The sequence below is a fragment of the Maridesulfovibrio sp. genome (genome assembly GCF_963666665.1).
Classification (GTDB): domain Bacteria; phylum Desulfobacterota; class Desulfovibrionia; order Desulfovibrionales; family Desulfovibrionaceae; genus Maridesulfovibrio.
In genome coordinates this window covers 1,406,127-1,430,026 of the sequence record NZ_OY762999.1, presented here as the reverse complement: position 1 = coordinate 1,430,026, position 23,900 = coordinate 1,406,127, and the positions used below count along the sequence as shown (strand labels likewise).

20 protein-coding genes are annotated in these 23,900 nt (G+C 46.3%); 13 read left to right on the top strand and 7 right to left on the bottom strand.

What is annotated here, in order from left to right; translation table 11 throughout:
- Window positions 1-3: 3 nt before the first annotated feature.
- From ACKU40_RS06390 to ACKU40_RS06365, 6 genes are all read right to left on the bottom strand, one after another.
- The gene (locus tag ACKU40_RS06390) at window positions 4-1,023 is read right to left on the bottom strand and encodes a substrate-binding domain-containing protein (protein ID WP_320175682.1); all 1,020 of its coding nucleotides are present in this window, start codon (window positions 1,021-1,023) and stop codon (window positions 4-6) included.
- Window positions 1,024-1,198: 175 nt separating this feature from the next.
- On the bottom strand, window positions 1,199-1,696 hold the full coding sequence (locus ACKU40_RS06385) for a hypothetical protein (protein ID WP_320175681.1): 498 nt from the start codon (window positions 1,694-1,696) through the stop codon (window positions 1,199-1,201).
- 175 nt (window positions 1,697-1,871) lie between these two features.
- Window positions 1,872-3,704: an SLC13 family permease gene (locus ACKU40_RS06380; RefSeq protein WP_320175680.1), complete on the bottom strand. Its 1,833-nt coding sequence runs from the start codon at window positions 3,702-3,704 to the stop codon at window positions 1,872-1,874.
- Between the two features lie 76 nt (window positions 3,705-3,780).
- Window positions 3,781-4,578, bottom strand: coding sequence for a ZIP family metal transporter (locus tag ACKU40_RS06375; protein ID WP_320175679.1), 798 nt, complete (start codon window positions 4,576-4,578; stop codon window positions 3,781-3,783).
- 215 nt (window positions 4,579-4,793) lie between these two features.
- Complete coding sequence (locus tag ACKU40_RS06370; RefSeq protein WP_320175678.1) at window positions 4,794-5,402, bottom strand: hypothetical protein; 609 nt, start codon at window positions 5,400-5,402, stop codon at window positions 4,794-4,796.
- Between the two features lie 229 nt (window positions 5,403-5,631).
- Window positions 5,632-8,145: a sigma-54 dependent transcriptional regulator gene (locus ACKU40_RS06365; RefSeq protein WP_320175677.1), complete on the bottom strand. Its 2,514-nt coding sequence runs from the start codon at window positions 8,143-8,145 to the stop codon at window positions 5,632-5,634.
- Window positions 8,146-8,354: 209 nt separating this feature from the next.
- Between ACKU40_RS06365 and ACKU40_RS06360 the strand changes: the two genes are divergently transcribed.
- A complete protein-coding gene (locus ACKU40_RS06360; protein ID WP_320175676.1) occupies window positions 8,355-10,028 on the top strand; it encodes a sensor histidine kinase in 1,674 nt (557 codons plus the stop codon).
- A gap of 80 nt (window positions 10,029-10,108) precedes the next feature.
- Here ACKU40_RS06360 and ACKU40_RS06355 read toward each other — a convergent pair whose 3' ends face one another.
- A complete protein-coding gene (locus tag ACKU40_RS06355; protein ID WP_320175675.1) occupies window positions 10,109-13,129 on the bottom strand; it encodes a hypothetical protein in 3,021 nt (1,006 codons plus the stop codon).
- A gap of 267 nt (window positions 13,130-13,396) precedes the next feature.
- On the opposite strand from ACKU40_RS06355, the gene ACKU40_RS06350 reads away from it, so the two are divergent.
- From ACKU40_RS06350 to ACKU40_RS06295, 12 genes are all read left to right on the top strand, one after another.
- Window positions 13,397-13,813 carry a response regulator gene (locus ACKU40_RS06350; protein WP_320175674.1) on the top strand — a complete coding sequence of 139 codons (417 nt, stop codon included), beginning with the start codon at window positions 13,397-13,399 and terminating at the stop codon, window positions 13,811-13,813.
- Window positions 13,814-13,855: 42 nt separating this feature from the next.
- Complete coding sequence (locus tag ACKU40_RS06345) at window positions 13,856-14,755, top strand: response regulator (RefSeq protein ID WP_320175673.1); 900 nt, start codon at window positions 13,856-13,858, stop codon at window positions 14,753-14,755.
- Window positions 14,756-14,787: 32 nt separating this feature from the next.
- Window positions 14,788-16,638, top strand: a complete 1,851-nt coding sequence (locus ACKU40_RS06340) for a DASS family sodium-coupled anion symporter (protein WP_320175672.1) — start codon at window positions 14,788-14,790, stop codon at window positions 16,636-16,638.
- Between the two features lie 52 nt (window positions 16,639-16,690).
- Entirely contained in the window at window positions 16,691-16,843 is a 153-nt protein-coding gene (locus ACKU40_RS06335) for a hypothetical protein (RefSeq protein WP_320175671.1), read from the top strand.
- 9 nt (window positions 16,844-16,852) lie between these two features.
- The gene (locus tag ACKU40_RS06330; RefSeq protein ID WP_320175670.1) at window positions 16,853-17,395 is read left to right on the top strand and encodes a YIP1 family protein; all 543 of its coding nucleotides are present in this window, start codon (window positions 16,853-16,855) and stop codon (window positions 17,393-17,395) included.
- Window positions 17,396-17,508: 113 nt separating this feature from the next.
- Complete coding sequence (locus ACKU40_RS06325; RefSeq protein WP_320175669.1) at window positions 17,509-17,892, top strand: response regulator; 384 nt, start codon at window positions 17,509-17,511, stop codon at window positions 17,890-17,892.
- A 15-nt stretch (window positions 17,893-17,907) separates the two neighbouring features.
- A complete protein-coding gene (locus tag ACKU40_RS06320) occupies window positions 17,908-20,478 on the top strand; it encodes a PEP/pyruvate-binding domain-containing protein (RefSeq protein WP_320175668.1) in 2,571 nt (856 codons plus the stop codon).
- Window positions 20,475-22,157 carry an ATP-binding protein gene (locus ACKU40_RS06315; protein ID WP_320175667.1) on the top strand — a complete coding sequence of 561 codons (1,683 nt, stop codon included), beginning with the start codon at window positions 20,475-20,477 and terminating at the stop codon, window positions 22,155-22,157. The genes ACKU40_RS06320 and ACKU40_RS06315 overlap by 4 nt, the downstream gene beginning before the upstream one ends.
- Window positions 22,145-22,558, top strand: coding sequence for a response regulator (locus ACKU40_RS06310; protein ID WP_320175666.1), 414 nt, complete (start codon window positions 22,145-22,147; stop codon window positions 22,556-22,558). Before ACKU40_RS06315 ends, ACKU40_RS06310 begins: the two co-directional genes overlap by 13 nt.
- Window positions 22,539-23,213, top strand: coding sequence for a histidine kinase dimerization/phospho-acceptor domain-containing protein (locus ACKU40_RS06305; protein WP_320175665.1), 675 nt, complete (start codon window positions 22,539-22,541; stop codon window positions 23,211-23,213). The genes ACKU40_RS06310 and ACKU40_RS06305 overlap by 20 nt, the downstream gene beginning before the upstream one ends.
- Window positions 23,158-23,454: a sensor histidine kinase gene (locus ACKU40_RS06300; RefSeq protein ID WP_407944324.1), complete on the top strand. Its 297-nt coding sequence runs from the start codon at window positions 23,158-23,160 to the stop codon at window positions 23,452-23,454. Before ACKU40_RS06305 ends, ACKU40_RS06300 begins: the two co-directional genes overlap by 56 nt.
- Entirely contained in the window at window positions 23,451-23,876 is a 426-nt protein-coding gene (locus tag ACKU40_RS06295; RefSeq protein ID WP_320175664.1) for a response regulator, read from the top strand. Before ACKU40_RS06300 ends, ACKU40_RS06295 begins: the two co-directional genes overlap by 4 nt.
- The last annotated feature ends 24 nt before the right edge of the window (window positions 23,877-23,900 follow it).

Below are 23,900 nucleotides of genomic sequence, written 5' to 3'. Positions count from 1 at the left end.
CTGCTACTTATTTCGTTCTTTCAAGCCCAGCACTTCTTGAATTTCCGGGTCTGAGACATTCTCTTTGGTTATCAGGTAGACATCAGTCATTGTTTCATCTGGTATCTCTTTTCCTCTGGCCGCCATTGTCGCTTGGTTAACCGCAATTCTCCCTATTTCATACGGGTCCTGTGCTACACCTGCGGTGATTTGACCATCCATGATCCCCTGAATCATTTCCGGGTCAGGGTTGAATGCAACAAACTTAAGTCCTTCAAGTTTGTTTAAATCCTTAAGTGTTTTAAATAAGATTTCGCTGCTGCTTTCATTAAAGCCGACAACTGCATTAACATTCTTCTTTTTGTTCGGATTGTCAGTGCCATACATAGCTACACGAATTTTGGAGGAGCCTCTTTTGTGTTCTTCCCCTACGTAGATGGCTTTGCCTATTTTAAGCTTCGATTCTGATTCTTTAAGTTGAGCCTTGAATCCTTCAATCCTGCTGTTTACAGGGGAATTGCCTTTGATAAACATGCCCAGAACAATCGTTCCGGAGTCCTTCAATTCTTTTTGCAGAAATTCAGCAGCGAGTCTCCCACCCTTGAAGTTGTCGGAGTGGACGTATCCTGTATTGGCATTTCCGTGCACTTTCGAAACCATTTGAATAACAGGAATACCCCTGTGCATGGCTTTGTTAATAGACTTTTTCATTCTCAGGCTATGTACCGGAGAAATAACTATAGCGTCCACTTTGTGCTCAATGCACCAGTCAACTTCAAGTTCCTGTTCCTTAAAATCCCCGAGTCCTGAAGGGCTAAGCCAGTAAATTTTGATGTTGCCATCGTCGGTAGCAGCCTTGGTTACGCCTTTTTTTAACAGAATCCAGAAGTCCAGATCTCCTCGTTCCGGAATTACCGCGATTTTGAGTTTTCGAGAGCCGGATGTATCTGCTGCACTAACGGGATACGCAAAGAACAGGGCGGAAAAGATTAGAATTAGTAAAGTGGCTATTCCGGGTAATTGAATAATGTTGCGTGATTTCATCTGGTCTCCTTTGACTATCGGGTGAAGGGACTTTTGCCGGGAAGTTTAACCCGTGGGAATTAGTCATTCAAGTGAGAATTGTTATTTTAACATAAGATGGTTATTTTTTGTCCAGAACTGTTAGAAATGAGCATTCGGATTTGTAGATTTTGTTTATTGCAGTATGCCCTATGGATTATAGGGGAGAGTCTTTATTAGTATTAATTGGGCCAAAAGAGTTTTTAATACTTTTAAAAGTTTTTTGTTTAGCGAAATGTTCTTTAAACTCTTTTACCATTATTTTTTCAAATATTGGATGATATTTCTGTATGTTATTTATGGTAGCAAAGTCTTTGGTCTCTCCGTTTAAAATGTCTTTACGAATTGCTATATTAAGGGCTTGCATCGTAAATTGAAGCTCGATTTCTGTTGTTCTATATCTGGCATATTTCTCATCCGATTTTAAAATATTGCAGATAATGAATTGAGCATTAAGAATAAGAGCATTAATCATGATGAATTTTGTATCAAATTTAAAAAAAAGTGCTGTTCCAAGAGATATCCCCGAAATAGCTAAAGTCCATATAGTAATCCAGTAAGTTATTCGATGATGTGTAGCCCAGAATTTATAGTAGCGTAATTTTTGAGTATAGAAGTCAATTATGTTTTCAGCGCTTATGGTATTGTTATTCATATTGTTTTGGGAATAAAATTAATAAGTGCGAGGAGGTCAGTTCCTTAAGTTTTTTTCTAGATTTATTGTCCGAATTATTATGCGTAATGTCAATATAGTTGTGGAAAATTTAAATGTATTCAAAGTATTAAGTTTTGCTAGATCGAATTAATAGCATCATGAATGCTTCTGTTCTCTAGAGATAAATCAACGGCAGAACAATTGATAATGTAATCCACATGATTAATACCAGCGGGGTTCCAACCTTTAAGAAATCCGAAAATGAATATTCCCCGGCGTTCATTACCAATAAATTGGTTTTGTAGGCCATGGGAGTGGCAAAGCTCATATTTGCCCCGAACAGGACCGCCAGAACAAATGGTTCCGGTTGAAGGCTTAGCTGCTGGGCAATGGACAGGGCTATGGGGGTGCCGATTACAGCAGTAGCGTTGTTGGAGATAATGTTGGTGAAAACTGCCATCAGAAGCATGAGTCCACTAATGATGACGGCTGCCGGAGCATCTCCGTTTAATGCTACATACAATCTGCCCAGAAAGTCAGCACCGCCGGTTATAAGCATGGCTTTTCCCAGAGCCAAACTGGTCACAACGATCAGGACTACCTGCGCGTTTAAAGCCCTTGTGGCGTCTCTCCATGTAATGCATCCGGTCAGGATCATAAGCAGCGCTCCGCATGGTGCACTGATAGCAATGGGTAGAATGCCGAAAGCGGCGGTAAGTATTATTACCAGCATTATGCCCATTGCAAGGTGAGCTTTCCGGGAATACGGAAGATCCATTGTTGAATCTAGAATCAGAACATTCGTATCTTTTTTGAGTTCCGAAATCTTTTGTCTTGGCCCTTGAATTAACAGGATATCACCGACTTTAAGTTTTAAGTCGCTGATTTTGTCTAAGTAGCGTTTTAGCTTTTTGCCGGAACGGTGAATGGCCAGCGGAGTCATGCCGGTTCTTTCTGCAAAGTTATAATCTTTTAAGGTGGTTCCGCTCAGCGGAGATCCTTGATAAATCACGATTTCAGCAATTTGCTGATCACCAGCTTCGAAAGGATGCTCGGCGTCATATGGAACCGCTGAGCCCACAGGATACAAAGTTCCTTGCAGGATTCTCTCAAATTCTTTGAGTTGTTCCGGTGTGTCGTTTATGACCAGATGGTCTCCGGCCTGAAGGATGGCCCCCGGATGCAGGTATATCGGTTTACCCTCCCCACGTTCTATGGTGGCAACCTTCATTGCATTATCAGTAAGTTCAAATGCCTTTGAAAGAGGGCTACCCTCTAAAAGGCTGTCTTCTGTAACTTCCAAATGAGCGGTAAATATACGCGGAGAGCTGTCTGTCAGGGTGATATCAATTTTCGGGATGATGCGTGGGGCTATCTGCCAGAGATACAAAATTCCGATACTTCCGGCGATGACTGCCGGTAATACAAAATCAAACATTTCTATACGTTTGAAGCCCATATCCGCAGCTACTGTAACGACCAGCAGGTTGGTGGAAGTCCCGATTGTTGTTGCGGTCCCGCCAAGCAGGGTGGAAAAGCCCATGGGCATTAGTACGGAAGAAGCCTGAGAACCTGTTTTCAATGATACACTTATGAGGACCGGCAGCAGGAGAACCACCACGGGAACATTGTTGATAAAGGCACTGATGAATGCTCCGAGCAGCAGCGTCAGTAAAAATGAAATAGAAGGGCTTTTCTTCCACGCCCGGGACAGCAGACGGCCCATTGGGTCCAGCGATCCTGTGCGCAGAATCCCCTGTCCGGCAATCATGAGCGCGCATACCGCAATTAATGCTTCATTACCGAAACCGTAAAAGAAATTGACAGCGTGAAATATTTCTCCATCAGATTTATAAGGGAAAAGTTCGAATCCAACAGTCAGGATCAGGAATATAAGTAGACTTGATGTTTCGAGTGGAAGTTTCTTGTTGCTGAACAACAGTAATGCAACAGCCGTTAAGACCAGTACAGCAAGAGCATGAAGATTTGGAAGTGGAGGTATATTCATGGAAATTCTCCAGTAGCAGGATGAATATGGTTCACATGTTTACAGCATACTAATGGAAGATTGGTAGAACGATATCCTATCCCAACGCGACATCAAGGGTCATCATCACTGCAAATCCGATGATACAACCCATGGTTGCCTGATCGCCGTAACCTGAAGCCTGCGATTCCGGTACAACTTCCTCCACCACAACAAAAATCATGGCTCCGGCGGCAAAGGCCAGCGCATATGGCAAAATGGGTTTAGCAAAAATGACTGCTGCCGCACCGATAACCCCGGCTATGGGCTCTACAAGTCCTGAAGCCTGACCGTAGACAAAGCTTTTCATCCGCGAAAAACCGATACGCCGCAAAGGAACTGAAACAGCAGTACCTTCCGGGAAGTTCTGAATTCCGATTCCCATGGCAAGTGCGATGGCTCCGCCGATGGATGCCGTATCATATCCCGCGCCGACGGCTCCGAAGGCCACACCAACGGCCAGTCCTTCCGGGATGTTATGCAGGGTGATGGCGAGCACCAGCAGGATGGAGCTATTCCAGTTTGTCTCAACCCCTTCCGCATCAGAGCGTGGAGCGTTGATATGCAGGTGTGGTAAAAACTTATCCACCAGTCGTAGAAATACTGCGCCCATTATAAAGCCCACCGCAGCCGGCATAAACTTGAAAGGTCCGAGATGCTCGCTCATTTCAATAGCCGGTGCAAGCAGAGACCAGTAACTGGCTGCAATCATTACCCCGGCAGCAAAACCGAGCATAATGTCTAACGTCCGTTTACTGATATCCTTGCCGATAAATACAACTGCTGCCCCTAGGGCGGTCAGTCCCCAGGTAAATAAGGTGGCTAGCAGAGCCTGCATAACAGGTGAAAGGGTCATAAAAAAATTCACCATCAACCTCCTGAAAGGAATACTGTAAACAACGCGGTGTGTTTTGATAGTATCATGATTCAATTTAGCTTCAAGTATAAACTATTCCGTCTTTATGGTGGTTTTATAGATGGTCGGTCATGGTTGAAAAAATAGTGCGATTTAGGCGGGGCTGACATGCTTTTATGCCAGCCCCGGAGGATAGGGTAGAGCTGGAAAGCTTCTTAGAGGGGATTGATAGAAGGGGAAGGAAAGGGATTTCCTTGGTGAGCCAGCTCTCCCTGTTCGGCAAATTCATGCCTTACTTGTTCGAGATCAATAATTTTGGGCTCTACAAGAGTGAAGCCCTGAGCCTCGCACCAGTCATTGCGGTCTGCGAATTCGCCGTTATATCTAGCATCGTCGAGGATGAAATAGTCGTCTTCACCCATGATGCGGTCCCATTGGTGGATCATGAATTCAAATTTTTCAGGGTTGAATTCAGTTACATTGTTCCATTCCCAAGAAAATTTGCATATTTCGTTGTCATAGCCGAGAACTGCAAGATACTTTGCGTTGCTGTCAAGAAAGATGCGCCGTCTTATTTGTACCGGGTTTTGGGTGATAATGCCGTAGTCAAATTCGACCGGTTTGTCGTCAAGAGTAATTCTCAAAGAACAATCCGAATCAATTTTCATGCCCCATGTGGTGGTTTTACCTTTACGCCACCAATTCATGATTTTCATGGAATAAACTTTCTGACCATATTCATTTATGGTCTTTGCCGTTTTTTCAGAAACAGGATGCAGGGCTAAATCGCACGAGCGTCCATGAGCGGAAATCTTTAGTTTCATCGTTTTCGTCCTCCTGAAAGTTAGCTTTGCGCTTATGTTTTGAGGACTTAAATTGCATAGCCTATGCCACAATTCCAGGAACTGTTTAAACTCGTTTTTATTTTTTATTTCAGGTTCTTATCGTTTTTGCCAGTTGGTGTTAATCTGGCAAAAGCAGGAGTTTGCGCAATTGCGTATTGCAGGAGGAATTCAATTTCCCTGCAATATAGCCTGATCCTTTTCGGAGCTATTAATCCACAATATAACGGGTTGAAGGTCCTCGTCCTGTCTTTCGGAGTTTTCCGGCTTTGACCAGTATCTGCAAGTCATAAATGGCAGTCCGGGATGGAAGTCTTCCGCCTACTATCTTTTGATATTCGTTTCGGGAAACGGAATTCATTGTGCGGATAACTTTCCATGCCTTGATCTGGCGTTCATTAAGGGAAGTGCTTTGAGATTGATCCGGCTCCATGCTTTCTTCAAGCATATCTTCATTATGAGAAACTGTGCTTTCGGAGGAGGGCGGTTCTTTCATCGTTTCGGAGTGCTTGTCTTCTGCATATGACCAGCTTTCTCCTTCGAGCCTGATTTCGTCGGCCTGAATGAGCTTGTTGTTAGCCATAACGACAGCTCTTGTGATGCTGTTGACCAGTTCGCGGACGTTTCCGGGCCATTGGTAGCCTGTAAGCTTGGCAACAGCCCCACGGCTGAGTGCAATATCTTTTTTGTCGGTAAGGTGCTCGGCCTGCTTAATATAGTACAGGCTTAACAAGGGAATGCTTTCCGGATGTTCGCGCAGCGCAGGAGTTTGGATCATGAGAACTTTGAGCCGGTAGTATAGGTCTTCCCTGAAGAGCTTTTCTTTAATCAAGATTGTAAGGTCTGCGTTGGTAGCAACGATGATCCTGATATCAAAGCTTATTTCCTTGTCACTACCCAGCGGTTTGAGCCGGCGCGAAGCAATAGCCCGCAACAGTGATTGTTGAACTTTCAGCGAAGCTGACTGAATTTCATCAAGGAATAATGTGCCGCCATGAGCTTCTATGAAAGCCCCGTTACGGTCGGTCTTTGCATCTGAAAATGCTCCTTTGACATGCCCAAAGAGTGCATCAAGGAGGAGATTTTCATCCAGTGCGCCACAGTTGACTGAAATGAAAGGCTTTTCACGGCGGGCACTGTTGTTGTGGACTGCTTCGGCCACCAACTGTTTGCCTGTTCCTGTTTCGCCGTAAATAAGGACATCAACGTCGACTTCGGCGGCTTTGAGAATTTCATTCTTAAGGTTATTGATCTGTTTTCCGTAACCTATAATTTCCGGAATGACTGTGACATCAAGATTTGAAAGGGCTTGAATCTCCTTTTTAAGATCGGCTTTTTCCTGACTGTTGATGGCCACAAGCTTTTCGTCTTTGGCTTTCATTAAAATATATTGGCTGTTAACGTGTCTTATAATTCTGTTGAAGGCTTTTTGCAGTACCTGCAAATCATTGTCTTTGTATGGTAAATCAACTTCTTTAAGTTGATCCAGTGAGGTCTGGTCTGCCATTACAGCAGCGAATTCCCGAATAGGCTTGGTCAGTGCCCTGCCGAAAAAGAGAACGACCAGAATTGTTGCAGCAACCGCGATACCGGATACGACCAGCAGGATACTCATGAAATCATAGCCCGCAACCTTTGGCAGAACACTACGGTCGGTATAGATAATGGCACCGTATACTTCTGCTTCGCCTCCGGGAGTCTTTTTGAAGCATACGGGAGCATATGCAAGCGTAGGGATTGTCGCGGAATGTTGCCCGGATTCGTGAAATAAAAATTCCAGCCCTTTTTCTTTCTTTTGTATTTTTTCGATTCTTTCCCAGTAGTCCGCGTGAATTTCGCTTGGGCGGAAGGCTACATTGTGTTCAGCCTTACCGAGAGTGCCTTGATAATCCTGCCTTGCGAGAAATGAGGTGAGCTCTGAGGTTCCGTCTTCCTTTGGAATCGACTGGAAGAGTATCCAGCCTTGCGGGTCGACGAAATAGCTGAAGCGCAGTTCGTTGCTTCGCTGAAATGACCATAACGGTGACTTTTCCGAGTCATATAAGGTTAGGAAATTTCGTAGTTTTTCTGCCTTAACTGAGAGAAACATTATTCCGTCAAAGTGCCCGTCACTGTCTGATGTTTTTATGTAAAAGCGGATTACTTTCTCTTTCACCAGCATATTTCCGTTTCTGCCGCTTTGTACAGGATAGGTGACTTCACGGATATAAGAAGGCTGAACTTCGGCATTTTTTAATGATGATAGCTTTTCAAGCTCCAGCATCGGGTTGGGACTGACCCTGTCCAGGGCTGCTTCATCAAGCTCCATAACCATGCCGTTTCTGTTGACCAGTATCTGAGGTTTTCCGGTGGAGGCCGGGATATACGCCAATTCATAATAGGGAATTCCTCCGGCCGTGATCCTGTTTTGAAATTGCAGGCTGATGTCTTCGCTTTTTTGTTTACTTAGGGCGAAATAACGAAGGTCTGTTGCGCAATCAGTCATGAATATTTCTATGTCGTGGACAATTGCAAGGTTTTGCATTGCCACTGTCCTGCCGAGAGCTATCCTGATGTAGTCCTTAGAAACTTTGTAGGAAGCTGCCCCCACGATAAGAATGATGATCAGGATTGTAGGCAGCAGCGACAGCAGCAGTTTACCGCGCAGACCAGTCCTGTTCCAGAGTCTCTTGGGAGAGATCATATCGCTGTTTTTCTGTTCTGTGGTCTGTGCATATTCAGACATGGCATTCATCCTATATTTGCTTCGCAGTTAAAATCTAAGTGTAGCTGTTATTAGCGTTAGAGTCGGCGCGGTGTGCTTGTCAAGGCAATTCGGCATGGTGATTGCTTTTCTCTTGCCTGTAGTTACATGCGGAAATTATACCAGAACTTATTTTGATTTAATATTTTGAAATAATTAAACTAAATCTAGCAAAGAAGGCGGGTTGTCACGTGGAAAGAACACGCAAGTATCACGGAATAAGAAGGGTGCTCCTGTTCTCGATGATAGTTGTCCCCTTTGTTCCGTTAATTGTGGCGGCAACTATCGGTTATTACTCTCATGTAAGGTCGATGGAGCAGCTGGCGATGTCCGCAGTCAGACTGGCGGCGGCTGACCATGGCGAAATGGTGAACTTTTTCCTGAACGAACGCAGAGCCGATCTGATGGAATCATTGGACTTGCTTGGAGGTGAGATCAAGGACACGGCAAGAGTCAGGGATATACTGGGAGAATTGCGAAGTTTAAGGAGAGATATGTATTCCGATCTGGGGTTGATTGATCCTGAAGGCAATCAAGTGGCGTATGTCGGAGAATACCCGCTTGAAAACAAGAACTACCTGGATTCAGGGTGGTATAAGGAAACGGTCAGCAATGGGTACAATATCAGTGATATTTATCTCGGATTAAGGGGAGTACCGCATTTGAATGTATCTGTATCAAAGCTGATTGATAATAAAGAGTGGGTGTTGCGGGCCACTTTGCGTCCCGCTGCGCTAAGAAGGATCGTGGAAAAGGTCAATATAGGTGTGTCCGGGGAAGCATATATAATCAACAGCGCTAATAGATTACAGACTTCCCGGCGTAGTGGGGGGGACATTTTTGACCGGGACAGTTATCTTTATCCGGATCAGAAGGATGGGGTTATAACTTTCGACGGTTCAGAGAATGATGAAGCATACATCTTTGCCACGACCAGTCTTAATAACGGAAAATGGCGGCTAGTAGTTCGTCAAAAGCATTCCGATGCTTTCCGCTCCAGCAGCAGTGCCCTGTATCTGATCCTTGCCATATTGATTTGCGGAGGATCGGTTCTGGTCCTGCTGGCGGTAGTTGCCAGTAATAAGGTGTACGAAATGTTAACCCGACAGGCAGATACAGTCTGCGCCCTTGAAGCCCAGTTCCTGCGTGCAGCCAAGCTTGCTGAGCTAGGGGAGATGTCAGCCGGGTTCGCTCATGAAATAAATAATCCTCTGCAGATAATGAAAAGTGATCTGGCTCTGCTTGAGATGTTGCTGCAGGAGGAGATAGAAAGAATCGGGGAAGGTGAGAACAGCACTGAAATTGCGCAAATTAATCGTCAATTGAAGTTGCAGATTGATCGTTGCGCAGGAATTACGCGCCAAATTCTCAATTTCGGACGTCAGAACAAACCGGAATTTAAAAAGATAAACATGGTGGATTATCTTCCTCAGGTTGCCAAGATGGTGGAGAAGAAAGCTGAATTGGAAGGGATCAGGTTCATTATTGATGTGGACAGGCGAACACCTTCTGTTCTTGCGGATCAAGGCCTTTTGCAACAGGTTATGGTTAATTTGTTGAATAATGCCATTCACGCTGTGGTGGAAGAACATGGTCCCGAGAACGGCGAAATTGTGATTGCTGCAGGTGAGGATCAAAATGGAAATGCTATAATCAAAGTTTGCGATAATGGGGTTGGCATTCACGAAAAAGATATGGAGCGCATTTTCTTACCCTTCTATTCCACGAAGAAAAACAGTGACGGGACCGGACTGGGACTTGCTGTCTGCCATACTGTAATAGATTCACTTGGCGGACGGATGAAGGTTAAAAGTGAACGGCATAAGGGTACTGAATTCAGCATTATCCTGCCGGCATTCAGTTAGTTGCTGCTAAATTGTTAAAGGCCGGAACTTGCCATTTTGATATGTGCAGGTTCCGGCCTTTGTTTTCTGATGATGCTTTCTTATGACGTTTTTGCGGGGGCAATAATTCTATCCAGTTCTAGAAGGTAATCTTCGTGCCTACGCAAATAAAAGGAAAGCGGTTTGGAAAAATTATTACCGATTAAGCCGTCGACGATGATGTGAGATACGGATTCCTTTTGGCTGAGAATCTGCTGGGATGACCTGAAAATGTTCTTTTCATCCTTTGACATGTCTCTAATCGCTTGTTGCAAGGCTTCTTTGGCCCGCGGCTGATACATTCGCAGATAGAGCAGATCCAAAGCGTTTGCCATTAATATCGAATCGTCACACACTTCTCGGCTGCGGCAGAGCTTTATGAATTCGGCTGGACTTTCGAGTAGTGAGAGTAGGTCTTTGTTAGGGAATCTGACTTCCATTTCAGAGAAGAAATCCAGAACCTGACGTATCTTTTCTTCGTAGTCCCAGGATCGGGCTATAATATTTTCTTTGCGGTCCGCCATACCTTCAAGAAATCCGGCAGCAAAGTCTGAGGCCAGTTTTGATATGACAGCCGCCCATTGTTGGATGAGCATATCTATTTCCGGTATTCCGCAAATATAGAGAAGTGTGGAAATGGTGTAACTGAAGACAATTGCAATGGGGATTGAAATTATGCTGCGGAAGAAGTTGCCGAAGGCTGCTTCCTTGGGCAGTTCCCGAATGATGTTGTGACCTGTTATGTATATGCCGTTGGTTAATGCCATGATCGTGTAAAGCATGGTCGGGTTGGTGGTTACATTGATGTTAAATAGTCCATCCAGCACCACGGATTTACATAGCCAGTCCAGCAGCGGAACAGAGAAACCGGTAAATAGTAGGGAATCGGCAATGCGGTTCCAGTTTATGAAGTCGCTCCAGACCAGATAAGGAGACCGTTTGAGGCCGCCTCCGCCGAGTATAGACTGAATGATGTTGCGGAAACCGGTGATGGAAAACCAGATCAGGCCCCCCAGCCATGCCAGAACCCACCAGTCCTTGGTGAGATAAAAAGTCAGAAAGGCCGGAATGAAACCGATGATAATTTTAAATACGTTTTTCAGTGTACTGTTTATGTACTGCGGTTCGGTTTTGTTCACGGTATTCGGTTTTTGCTTGATCAATGAGAGCCCGTTTCCGGTATTCTGCGATAATCCTCCCAGAGGGCTGATATTGCCGCACTGTCCGTGTTCAATTCTGTAGTTGGAAATTTCCCATTTATTTTCTTTGCGCTGTAATATTTCGCGCAAAAGAAAGGCATCTTTCACGTGGCTCAGGAAATGGCTTGAAAGCAGAGGAATGTTTCGTTGCGACATATATTTTATGGTCAGGGATATGTTTGCCGAAACAGGTAGACATTTTCTGTCGGGATTTTCTTCGATTTCCTTGCGCGCCCGGGGAGGCAGGGTATCAGCAACAGCGAATCCCATACCGATGGCCCGTAATGAACCGCCGGTTGAACCGCTTCCGATTTTTGTTCTGATTTTGCGATGCTTATAGCTGTTTTTCAGTTCCTCAATATGTTGTTGAATCAGGATAAGCTTTGCAAGCTGTTCATTGTTTTCGGGGTCTTTCTCTTTTTTTAGTTTCTCAACACAGCTGCAAACAATTTTTTTAAGTCCTATGGAGCTGCCTGTGTTCAATGATTGCTGCAGCATGTTAAACGGAACCCGGTTCGGGAAGTGGTTTTCAGTGATATTTTTCAGATTAATCAATTCAAAGTGCGTAATTCGTCCTTTGCAGTCGTATACAAGTTCCACCGCATCTTCCAATTCCATGTTTTCCAGAATCAGGGTTATTCTGCTGGAAGGGCTAGCGTTGAGCAGTTTTTCTGTCAGTTTCTCGGGTGAGAATACCATGTGGACAGATGTTGCTTTTGAGGCTGACGGTTTGTCTGGGTTCGGGAGATCTGAGTTGGCTTGGGGAGAAAGATATCGAGCCGTGATCGTGTCTGGATCAAGCAGGTTGATGGAGTCCACCTGCTTATCGATTCTGCTTTTTTCTTCAATGCTTGCAACAAGGTATACAGCTGCAAGCTCTTTTACCCTCTGCTTAAAGTGTGGAAGTGAAATCTCATGAATATGCTTTCCGAGGTGGGTCAGGGTTGGAGCTATGGATTTCAGGCTGCTCAGGAACTCAGTGTAATCAATTGCAGGAAGACTGACCACGACTTCACGTTCAATAGATTGCCGGTGCTCGGAGTTAAACTTTGCAGTCACACTGCGAATGTATTCAGCATGTATTTTTTGGGAAGTTCTCCCGAATTGCATGATCTCCTGCACCTTTGCGTTTTTGAAAAATTCCGCAATGTCATTCTGGTCGATAATGTTTTTCGGAGTCCAAACAAATTTCACATAGCGGTTGCGGACTACAGCTCTTAATTCAATTCCGAATTCCACTTTAATATCCAGAATCTGCGCTGCGGAATACAGTTCTGTTGCTACTTCCGGGGATAGGAAATCATAATAAACTACCCGCAGCCTGCGAATTCCCTTTATCCATGCATCCATAACCAGATGAGATGCAGATTTCCTTCCTTTGCTGTTCGCATCGTGCACCCGGTCATCAAATGTCAGCTGATTCCATTCCTCCGGCATTTCAAGAAGATGGTATTTTTTAAGTTGCTCACGAATGAAGCTGCTTTTTCCGAAGGAAACACTTCGGAAATCATGAGCCAGCCTTAGTTGCTTTTGTTCATCGTTGCCGGATCTAATGATTTCCTTTGCGATCTGAATAAGGACTCTGGCCCTGTTGTTTCGCAGTGTGGTTTTTGATGTGGCCATCACCTCATTTTTCAGAGCGGATAGAGCGTGCAGCCTCTCATTAACTTCATCTGATTCAAGAGAGCCCAGCAGGTTAAAAGCGGCATAGGCAATTCTGATGCCGTATGGTGCGGCAAGTTCTTTAATCCCATGCGGTTTTAGGTATGGACTGAGCAGTGACCTGAAGCGGGCCTTATCCTTCTTGCGGGAAATAATGTTGTTGAAAAGTTCCACCAGCAAGTGGTCGTTATGGTCGAAGTAGATGAAATTGTAACTAAGCATATCGTCTCCTGTTCATAATTTTGCGCATTAAATATTGCATTTCCGATGCCACCCATCCCTCACAGTTTTGTTCACTGTTTCGGTATTCTTTCTTCTCGTTATTATTTGCTTAAAAGAGCCTGAATATTGCGTTTTGCGAGATGTTTTTGCGCATACTTAGTTATTTAAATCATATGGTTATGTATTGGCATGTCGTCTGCATTAGTGAGGCTGGTTTCATTGGTTTGCTCTGTGCAACCGTAATCAATTTAAAAGGATGAACTCAAAATGAGGAACACAAGAATCATGCTTGTAGATGACGAGGAGCGTCTGCTTTGCACTACCAAGAAGCTTTTCGAGAAATTGGGATTTGAAGTCTTAACCTGCTCGTCAGGGAAAGAAGCACTCGAATTGCTGGAGCAGACAGATGTGCACGTTGTCTTTCTTGACATCAAAATGCCGGGCATGGACGGCATCGAAACTTTGCAGCGAATCAAAAAGAAGTTCCCGTTTGTGGAGGTAGTTATCCTGACAGGGCACGCCTCAATGGAGGCGGCGGTAGAAGGCTTGAAATTGGGTGCATTCGATTTCTTGATCAAACCGGTGAGTATGAAGGAGCTGCTTGAAAACGTAGAGGAGGCATCAGCAAAAATAAACAGACAGAAGAAACGATTTCTTTCGGCCCGGAAGGAAAATCCAGCATAGGTTTTCCTTCCGGTTAAAGTTGAAATTAAAGGAGGTTACATAATGGAGATTATCAAAGTCCTCATGGTTGATGATGAGGAGCGTTTTCGCGAGACAACTGCGAAGATTCTTAAGCGTAAAGGCTTCGAAACGATGCTTGCAGCTAGTGGAGAAGAGGCTCTGGATATGTTGTCCCATTCGCCGGATGTCATCATTCTTGATGTCAGGATGGGCGGAATGAACGGTCATGAAACCCTCGAAAAGATTCGTGAAAAGGATCCGGATATTCCGATCATTATGCTTACAGGGCATGGCGATATTTCAGGGGCTAAAAAGGCCTACTCCGCAGGTGCTTATGACTATCTGGCAAAGCCCTGCGACATCGATCTGCTCGCAGCCAAAATCAATGATGCATTCCACAGTGTTGCTAAAGTGAAGCTGTCGGAAAAGTTGGTCGGAAGTGTGATGATTCCCCTTGATGAGTACACGGAGATCGCAGCGGACAGCACCGTAAGTGAGGCCATTGCTGCTTTGCGGAAGTCAATGCAGGGGTTGGTTGCAACAAATCGGCTCATGGAGTCTGGGCACCGTTCTGTAATCGCAAGGAACGCGGACGGCAGTACTGCAGGTATCCTCAGTCCCCGAGACCTGCTTTATGCAGTTCTTCCTGAATACCTTTCAGCACCGAAGCCTTCCACCGCGGACAGTCTTCAATATTCGGCAATGTTTTGGGATGGCCAATTCACAACTCTTGCAGAGAAGCTTGCGGGCAGGACTGTTCGCTCTCTGCTGTCTGGAGAGTTCCTGACTATTGAATCCTCGGCGAACCTTATGGATGCGACTAATGCCCTTATCACCACAGGCAAGAGACGCATTATCGTTCAAGAGAACGGCATAGATGTAGGCATCGTCAGGGAGCAGGAACTCTTTTACGAAATAGCTCGAATTATTTCGTTCAGATAATTACAGCAGATTTGCAATACAGGGGTAAACATATGTCAAACTCAAAGAAAAAAGCAACCGGATACGATAAGTTTGTCAACTGGAGGCTGTTGATTATTCCGGTAGTTCTGTTTTTTGTAATTCTGGTTTTGCCCACCTCACAGGGAATGAGAAAAGTCGGAATGCAATATTCAGTAGGTCCGAAGGTTGTAACCAATTACATAAGCGAAAAACTTTTCGGTGCTGGAAGTGCCGCTGTTGAACAATGGCAGGTGCTTACGGCGCGCATGATGGAACAGAACATGCGTATGGGCGCTTTAAGCAAGAAACGCTTTATGAGCCGCAACGAAAAGTGGGCTAAGAAATATAAGATTCCGGTTGATTCTGCCAACTTCGCTAAGGCCAGAGATTACGTAGAGAAAAATATCTCTGACGAGGTCTTTCTGAAGATTATGAAAAGTGCTTACGACCTGCGTGTAAATGATTTGAATTATTCAGATCTTTCAAAGAATGATAAGAAGAGCGCTGACGGCGGGGCATGGAAAATCAAAGTTGCCATTGCCATGGTCGTGTTTGTCGTCTTCTGCTTCATGACCGAGTGCATACCGCTACCGGGAGTAGCTTTTTGTATCGGATTGATTCTTGTCTTCACCGGAGTTGTTACCAGAAGCCAAGTGGCCGGTTTGTACTGGGATGACGCAGTCTGGTTTATCATGGGTTCACTCATGTTCGCGACAGCATTCGTCAAGACAGGGGTGGATAAGCGGGTGTGTATGCTCATGTTCAAGAAACTGGCTGTGCCCAATGTCCGCTGGATCTCCCTTATTTTCTTTGTCGTGATCAGTCCGCTGGCTGCCTTTATCTCCGACCATGCCCTTGCCGCAATGTTTCTTCCCATCGGTATGCTGCTTTATCAGAACAGCCTTACCGATGAGATTCCTGAAGACAAGGAACTGGCAAAGATGCTTATGATAACCATCGCTATGGCCTGTAACGTAGGTGGTCCCGGTGCTCCTTCGGGCGGTGCGCGCAACGTAATCATGATGACCTATCTTACCGACATGTTCGGTATGGACATTGGTTATGCGCAGTGGATCATGTACTGCATGCCTTTTGTTGTGGTCATGATTCCGCTTACCTGGGTGGCTTGTAACATGCTTTTCAAGCCTCGGATCACATCGTTGGCTCCGGCCATGCGCCATCTTGAAAGCGAAATCAATAAGATGGGCCGCTGGAACAGGGATCAGATCTGGGCCATGGTAATTTTCCTCGTCATGGTTTTCGGCTGGTTCACAGAAAAAGCTTTCTACAACATCGGCATCTACCCGATTCGTCTTGGTATCGGTGTAATCGCGGTTGCCGGTGCGGTGGCTTACCTGCTGGCCGGAGTTGTTAACTGGCGTGACTATCAGGAAAAGGTCGACTGGGGTGTTGTCTGGCTCTACGCCGGTGCAATCATCTTCGGTAGAACTCTTGACCAGACCGGTGCGGCATATTGGCTGGCCCAGTCCTGCATCGACATGCTGGCTCCGCTGGGTATGAGTGAAGGGCTTCCCCTGATGCTGACCTCCAACGGTCTTACCGCGGTGCTGACCAACCTGATGGCTGACGGACCTGCCGCCGCCGCAGTAGGACCTATCACCCTGAATATGGCCAGTATCGTGCATCCCGGCACAACATTCCTTCCCTTTATGGCCATGGCTACCGCAGTGGCATCATCATTTGCATACTGCCTGATCATCGGAACTCCCCCCAACGCGATTGTCTACGCCTCCGGTTATCTGGAACCGAAGGATTACCTGCGGGTAGGCATTCCCATGTGGTTTGTTGCGAATATTCTCATCATCCTGCTCACAGCGGTTTACTGGAGCGGAATAGGTTTCGGCAGCCTACCTTCCTTCTAAACCGGCAAAAAAGCGGTCGGCTTCGGCCGGCCGCACCTTAAGGGGATAACTAATGAAAACTGAAAAACAAGTTGAAAAGAAATTTATTCATAAAAACGGAACTACGTATTTTTCAAAAAGAACAGAACAGCAGATCCTATTCGTTCTGACCTCAGGCATGCTGCTCTGGGGACTGGTAGAAGGGATCAGCAGCTACCTGAATTAGGAGTATGTCATGACGAATATACAGGCACCGGCTGTGAAGATGGGAGTGAGGGAATATCTGGAATCTCTGGTCTCCATTGTACGTTCCCCTGCTTCATTTTTTGAAAGTGCAAATGATGAAACCGGCAGCAGGCGGGCTCTTCTGTTTCTTATGATTTCAGGATTGTTCTATTGCTCGGTAAGTATGACCTATTTTTTCGAAAATTCATTGGTAATGGGCGTGGTTATGATGGTCAATGCTGTGTTCATGCCTGCCTTGGGAGCCTGCTTTTCATTTTGCATCATGAGGATGATGACCCCGTCCATGGCTTCTTATTCAAGTGTCTTCAATGTTTATGCCTACGCCAGCGGAGCGGTGATGGTCATTTCATGGATACCGGGACTGGCTGTTGTCATGGAGCCTGTCCGGGCCATTCTTGTGGGGGTAGGGCTTTATAAGACCGGAAAACTGGGCAGATTCCAATCTTTCATAACAGTGGTGCTCACTGCTGTACTGCTCTTGCTGTTTTTCTGGACAGTTGCGCCGCTTGTTGTGTCAATTCGCGATTTTTAGAGAAATTAGTCCGCCATATTTTGTGACCGCATAATGCTGATCACCACCCCCCTCGCCAGCAGGCCGGGAAGCTCCCTCCCGGCCTGCGTACGGGAGGCTCAAGGAGAAAAAGAATGAAAAGTGTTCATGTTCTTCTGGTCGATGATGAAAATGATTTTCTTATTGCATACAAGCGCCGTCTCATTCGCCGCAATGTTGAAGTCAGTGTTGCCTCAAGCGGTTTAGCTGCTTTGCGGATGGTTGAAGACACTGATTATGACGCAATCGTGTTGGATATCCTGATGCCTGAAATGAACGGGATTGAAACATTGAAGCGTTTAAGAGCCGTGAAGCCGGAAATACCGGTAATTATCCTGACCGGACACGCGAATATGGAAGCTCTTGCACAAGTCACCGGGGGAGGGGCTTTTGATTATCTTCTAAAGCCGGTCAGTACTGAAGAATTGTATTTCAAGATTATGGATGCGGTCCGAGAAGCCAGGATCAGAATCCGTTGATGCAGGAGGCAGGCTATGCGTACCTTCATAAATGCAATTTCCCGTATATTGAGAAATCCTTCTGCTGCTGATCGCAGTTCCTCGGCACGTTTTCTTGAGCGGTGTGAAAATTTTCGTCTGCTGCTTTCCGCCAACAACAGTGCCCTCAAAAGGATGGCGGAACTGACTGAAGCCTCCCGTAGTGTTAAGCCTGTAGGGATGACCTATATCAGGGCTGAGAATGTCAGGATTTCCGCTGATGTGCGTAATATGATCGAGCGGCTGTGCCGTATTGCTCCCGGCAGGTACGAAACGCTCAAGGATGCTTTCAACAGGATTTTGGTGTTGATGAATAAGGAGCTTGCTGCGGATGTAGAGAAGCCTACCGGTTCAAATATCATCAATCTCCAAGATTTGAATTCCGGCCTGATTTCCGAAGTCGGATCAAAGATGGCCCTGCTGGGCGAGATAGCGTCTATACCCGGAATTCGTGTTCCTGATGGATTTTCCATTACCGCTTCTGCCTTCCGAAACTTGCTGCGGGAAACCGGTCTTGGCGAGGAGTTGAAAAGGGTGGCTCAGATTTGCGGTGAAGGGAATTATGCCACACTAAAAGTGTTGGAGAGAAATATTAAGGAAGCCATCAGCCTCTGCCAATTCCCTCAGGATCTGGAAAATGAAATTTCTGCAGCGGCAGAGCAACTGGCTGCCGGACGAAGGCTAACTCATGCCGTGCGCAGTAGTGCCCTTTGCGAAGACAGTTTGGAAACAAGTTTTGCGGGACAATTCCATACGGAACTGGGCGTCGCTTCTGATGAGGTTGTGGAAGCTTACCGCAATGTAATTGCCAGCATGTATACTGCGTCCGCTGTTACCTATCGCCTGAACCATGGAATACGCGATGATGAAATGGTCATGTGCGTCGGGTGTGTGGAAATGATTGATGCTGTGGCAGGAGGGGTGGCCTATAGTCGTGATCCTTCCGGTCTTCATGAAGGGCAGATCGTAGTTTCAGCTGTACATGGCCTCCCCAGCAGTCTTGTCGACGGGGTCACCAGAAGTGATCTTTGGCGGCTGGACAGGGAATCCCTTGCCGTACTTTATGAAGAGATCGTTGATCAGGAGTGGGGCCGCTTCATGGCTTTAGACGGAAGTGTTGTCCGTCGGAGGCTGGGGACGGATCAGGTGAACCGTCCTTCGATTGATCTCGATGTGCTTGTCCGCATAGGGCAGACAGTACTGGACCTCGAAGATCATTTCAATTGTCCGCAGGATATGGAATGGTCTTTGACCGGTGACGGGATTATATATGTTCTGCAATGCCGTCCTTTAGGAATAATGTCGCAGCAGGAAGCACAGGAAAGTTTTAATGAGGATCAGAATTTCCCGCTAATTGTGGATTCCTGCCAGCCCGCCAGCTCAGGAATCGCATCAGGAATTCCCTACTACATCGAACATGCCCACGACATGATCGATTTCCCCTTTGGGGGAGTCCTCCTTACCAGAGTCGCCGGTCCAGAACTGGCGGCTCTGCTCCCTGATGCCGTAGCTGTGATAGCCGAATTCGGCAGTTGTACCGGGCATCTGGCAAATGTAGCCCGTGAGTATGGAATACCCGCTTTGATAGGTGTTCCTGATGCTGTTGAGAAGTTAAATGGAGTTGGAGAGGTTATAGTTGACGCTGTTCGGGGCCGTATACTTTCAGGAAGCCTCGACAAAAACACTGGACCTCATAAAACCCGTAATCCCGATACTCCGGTACGCAGAGCTCTAAGTTCAGTGCTCAAGCTGATTACACCCCTGACTTTGACAGATCCCCGCAGCCCTGAGTTCATCCCGGAAAGATGTGAAACTCTGCACGACATAACTCGTTTCTGTCATGAAAAAGCCGTTGCGGAAATGTTTAAGGAACGTGCCGGGATTGATAACTCTGCAAGGCAGATGCTGGACGGAGAAAAGTTGCAGTACTGGATTATCGATCTCGGCGGAGGGATTTCGGAGAACAGCGCTTCCAATGATGACGGATATGTGCGTTTTGAGGATATCCGCTCCAATGCGATGAAGTCGTTGTGGGCCGGAATGACCGGTTTTCCATGGGAAGGACCTCCTGATGTCTGCATTGACGGGTTTGCTTCAGTTCTTTTCGGAGCCACCTGCAATCCGGCTCTGGTTCCGGGATTGCGTAACAGCATGGGAGAACGCAGCTATTTCATCGTGGGCCGCAACTATTGCAGTTTGCAGTCCCGCTTAGGCTTTCATTACTGCACGATTGAAGGCTTCGCCGGCGATGATACGGAAATGAATTACGTTCTTTTCCAATTTAAGGGCGGCGCTGCAGATATGGGCAGGCGCTCCCTGAGATTGCGGTTGGTGGCCGAAATACTTGCGGAACATGGGTTTCATACTGCCGTCCGGGATGATGTCCTGTTTGCCCGTATGGAAGGTATTTCTCTGGATATAGCCGAGCGCGGATTGGTGGTCGCTGGCTACCTGCTTGTGCAGACCCGTCAGTTGGACATGATAATGAAGGACGGTCCTGCCGTTGAGAACTACCGGAACAAATTCCATAGGGAAATTGAAATCCTGCTTGCGGGAGGTGGAAAATGAAGGCTTTCCGCTATCTTCAGCTGAAATGGAAACTGACTGCAACAGCGTTGTTTTTTTCGCTTATCCCCTTATTCCTATTGGGTTTTGTTCTTCATGGACAATTCAGTGAATCTTATGAGGATAAATTGCGCAGCAATTTGCGACTGACCGTACTCAACAAGTCTGATGCCATCGATATGTTTCTGAAGGAACGTGTCGTTCAATTACAGAATATCGCCAATACCAATTTTTTTTCCGAAATATCAAATCAGGAAAAACTTAACAGCCTTTTTGATGCCATTTACAGCACATCAAATTCATTTATCGACCTTGGAGTTTTTGATCAGCAGGGTAACCATGTTGCTTATTGCGGGCCTTATGATTTGAAGAACATTAATTATCAGGATCAGCGCTGGTTTAATCAGGCCATGCTCAAAGGGGTGTTCATCAGTGATGTTTTTATGGGGTATAGGAATTTTCCTCATTTCATAATTGCCGTTAAGCGCAGGGAACAAGGGCGGACATGGATTCTGAGGGCTACCATTGATTCCGATGTATTCAACTCATTGGTAAGTAATGTCCGAACCGGTCAACTCGGTGACTCCTATCTGATCAACTCCAGCCTGCTGTTGCAGACTTCCTCCAGACGCAGCGGAGATGTCCTTTCCAAGGCAATTCTTCCTGAATTCTCCCCCGGAGGGAATGTAGAGATAATCAAGTGGAATGACCACGGAACCGGAATGGTTGCCGGGATAATGCAACTGGGCATGGTCGACTGGAGTCTAGTGGTTCTTGAGAATCCTGAAGAAGAGCTTTCGCCTGTCCTTCGGGATCAGTCGCTTGTGTTTGTACTGCTTTTTTTCTGCGCCCTGATGATTTCTATCGGGACATATTTCGTGATCACTTCCATTGTCCGCAAATTAATGACTGCGGATAAAGAGAAATCCCTTATGGATGCCACGGTCATGCAGTCCTCCAAGATGGCTTCACTTGGAAAGATGGCAGCCGGAGTAGCACATGAGGTCAATAATCCTCTTTCCATCATCAGGGAAAGTGCCGGATGGATCAGAGACATGATCTCCGATGGCGGTTTTGAGGGGGTAAAGGACCTTCCTAATCTGGAAGAGGCCCTTGGGGATATTGAACGCCATGTGGAGCGGGCCCGTTCGGTAACGCACAGGATGCTTGGTTTCGCACGCAGCATGGAACCGGCACAGGATGATGTTGACCTTAATCAACTGGTCCGGGAGACAGTATCTTTTCTCGATAACGAAATTTTATACCGGACCATCTGGGTTACCTACGATCTCAGTCCGGACCTTCCTTCCATCTCCACTGATTTCAATCAGGTTCAGCAAGTGGTTTTGAACCTCATGGAAAATGCAATTGATGCCGTAGGAAATGACGGTTCTATCAAGCTTTCAACACGGAGTAGCGGTGATTTTGTTGAGCTTGAGATTGCTGATTCCGGTCCGGGAATTCCGCCGGAGCTTCTCTCCAAGGTGTTCGATCCTTTCTTTACCACCAAGTCAGCCGGGGAAGGCACAGGATTAGGACTTTCTATCATCTATACGATCCTCAAAAAAGTTGGAGGAAGCGTTAAGGCCAGAAATCTGCCTGAGGGAGGAGCGCAATTCATTGTGCGGTTGCCGCTGGTGAGCAGGAACACCTACATACAGGAGGAATCATGTCCAGAATAAAGCTGCTTGTTGTGGATGACGAAACTGATTTCTTGAAGCTGGTCAAAAGAAGGCTTGAAAGAAGAAATTTTGATGTTGAAGTGGCTTCCAGTGGTGCTGAGGCCTTACATTTCCTTTCCGCCAATCCTGTGGATGTCGTCATTCTTGATGTGAGGATGCCCGGTATGAGCGGCATGGATGCTCTTAAGCATATGCGTCGTAAGCATAGTGAGGTGGAAGTGATCATGCTTACAGGTCATAGCTCAGTTGCTTCAGGATTGGAGGGGATAAGCCACGGCGCATATGATTATATTCTTAAACCTTTTGAAATTGATGATCTTATTGAAAGGATTCGGAGTGCTCATGAGCATGCTGTTTTAAAACGTGAAGGTGGTGGCGGAAATGTCAGCTCTGGAAGTTAGGGATTTTAACTTGATGCGGCATGTTTTCTTCGGTCTTGCATTGATCGGCGCTGCAGGATCGCTGATCAATGCAGGCTACGGTACCTGCGTTGAGATTATTGCTGCGGTGGCCGGTTTTTCTTTGCTTGGGTTTATTCTGCAGGAATTACAGCGTTCCAGGCGCAGGAGCCTTGAGTTGGAAGGGCAGCTTATTCAGCTCAAGCGTATGAATTCTTTTGATGAGATGTCCGCCGGGATAGCCCATGAAATCAATAACCCCCTGAATATAATCATGCAGGAGGCAGAGATAATAAGGGTCACTATCGAATTTTCAGAGAGTTGTCTGCTTACTGATGAGATTGATGAAAGCATTGAAGTCATCAGGGCTCAGGTAAGGCGATGCTCGGAAGTCACTCGTAAGTTGTTGGATATGGGGCGGAAAAGGCTGCCTGTAACCCAGCAGGTGGACATAAACAACTTACTGAGAAGGCTGCTCGCACTGGTGGACGAAGAAGCCGCCGACAAGAAAATAAAAGTGGTCCGTAACATTCCCTCCAGTGTGCTTCTAATCAGCACAGACCCTCCGTTGTTGCGGCAGGTATTTTTGAATCTCCTTAAAAATGCAATTCAGGCCGTCGGGCACAGGGGGGGAGATTGTTATTTCCAGCAGGCTTGAAGGTGGACGAGTTGTTGTTTGTGTTGCGGATAACGGTTGCGGAATAGCTGAAGATAAACTTCCGCATATTTTTACTCCCTTTTTCACGACCAAAAGTCCTGAAGAGGGGACTGGAATAGGTCTCGCCGTTAGCCTTCGTATTATCAACCAACTGGGAGGAACCATCGATGTAGAGTCTTCTGTCGGCAAGGGGACGGTCTTTTCGGTGGCGATTCCCGTAAATGGAGCAAGGTCGTCATGAACAGTAAAGGACGGATTCTGATTGTCGATGATGAGGATCGGTTCAGGGCAAGTCTGAAACGTATACTCGAGAAGTTCGGATTTGATGTTGTGACCGTTGCTGACGGAATGGCTGCCTTGCATGTGCTTGAAAGGGGGGAGGTTGATGTTGTCCTGCTGGACAGCAATATGCCCAACCTTCCGGGGGAGGATGTTTTCACAATTATCAGGAAACATGGAATCGCTGTGGAAATAATTCTCCTGACTGGTTTCCCGGTCATTGAAAATGCTCTCAAGATGATGCGCAACGGCGTTTTTGATTATCTGACAAAGCCGGTGTCAATCAAGCAGCTTTTATCTGTGATCGAATTGGCGGTGGAAAACAAGCGAATCAGGAATTGGGATACGGGTGCTGTAGATATTCTCAACTGCAATGTTGACTGACGTTGTCCTTTTTCCCGGTTAAAC

Bases quoted from the DNA above. Each gene is read 5' to 3' on its own strand.
- ACKU40_RS06390 (WP_320175682.1), bottom strand. From the start codon at position 1,023: ATGAAATCACGCAACATTATTCAATTACCCGGAATAGCCACTTTACTA.
- ACKU40_RS06385 (WP_320175681.1), bottom strand. From the start codon at position 1,696: ATGAATAACAATACCATAAGCGCTGAAAACATAATTGACTTCTATACT.
- ACKU40_RS06380 (WP_320175680.1), bottom strand. From the start codon at position 3,704: ATGAATATACCTCCACTTCCAAATCTTCATGCTCTTGCTGTACTGGTC.
- ACKU40_RS06375 (WP_320175679.1), bottom strand. From the start codon at position 4,578: ATGACCCTTTCACCTGTTATGCAGGCTCTGCTAGCCACCTTATTTACC.
- ACKU40_RS06370 (WP_320175678.1), bottom strand. From the start codon at position 5,402: ATGAAACTAAAGATTTCCGCTCATGGACGCTCGTGCGATTTAGCCCTG.
- ACKU40_RS06365 (WP_320175677.1), bottom strand. From the start codon at position 8,145: ATGTCTGAATATGCACAGACCACAGAACAGAAAAACAGCGATATGATC.
- ACKU40_RS06355 (WP_320175675.1), bottom strand. From the start codon at position 13,129: ATGCTTAGTTACAATTTCATCTACTTCGACCATAACGACCACTTGCTG.
- ACKU40_RS06350 (WP_320175674.1), top strand. From the start codon at position 13,397: ATGAGGAACACAAGAATCATGCTTGTAGATGACGAGGAGCGTCTGCTT.
- ACKU40_RS06345 (WP_320175673.1), top strand. From the start codon at position 13,856: ATGGAGATTATCAAAGTCCTCATGGTTGATGATGAGGAGCGTTTTCGC.
- ACKU40_RS06340 (WP_320175672.1), top strand. From the start codon at position 14,788: ATGTCAAACTCAAAGAAAAAAGCAACCGGATACGATAAGTTTGTCAAC.
- ACKU40_RS06335 (WP_320175671.1), top strand. From the start codon at position 16,691: ATGAAAACTGAAAAACAAGTTGAAAAGAAATTTATTCATAAAAACGGA.
- ACKU40_RS06330 (WP_320175670.1), top strand. From the start codon at position 16,853: ATGACGAATATACAGGCACCGGCTGTGAAGATGGGAGTGAGGGAATAT.
- ACKU40_RS06325 (WP_320175669.1), top strand. From the start codon at position 17,509: ATGAAAAGTGTTCATGTTCTTCTGGTCGATGATGAAAATGATTTTCTT.
- ACKU40_RS06320 (WP_320175668.1), top strand. From the start codon at position 17,908: ATGCGTACCTTCATAAATGCAATTTCCCGTATATTGAGAAATCCTTCT.
- ACKU40_RS06315 (WP_320175667.1), top strand. From the start codon at position 20,475: ATGAAGGCTTTCCGCTATCTTCAGCTGAAATGGAAACTGACTGCAACA.
- ACKU40_RS06310 (WP_320175666.1), top strand. From the start codon at position 22,145: ATGTCCAGAATAAAGCTGCTTGTTGTGGATGACGAAACTGATTTCTTG.
- ACKU40_RS06305 (WP_320175665.1), top strand. From the start codon at position 22,539: ATGTCAGCTCTGGAAGTTAGGGATTTTAACTTGATGCGGCATGTTTTC.
- ACKU40_RS06300 (WP_407944324.1), top strand. From the start codon at position 23,158: ATGCAATTCAGGCCGTCGGGCACAGGGGGGGAGATTGTTATTTCCAGC.
- ACKU40_RS06295 (WP_320175664.1), top strand. From the start codon at position 23,451: ATGAACAGTAAAGGACGGATTCTGATTGTCGATGATGAGGATCGGTTC.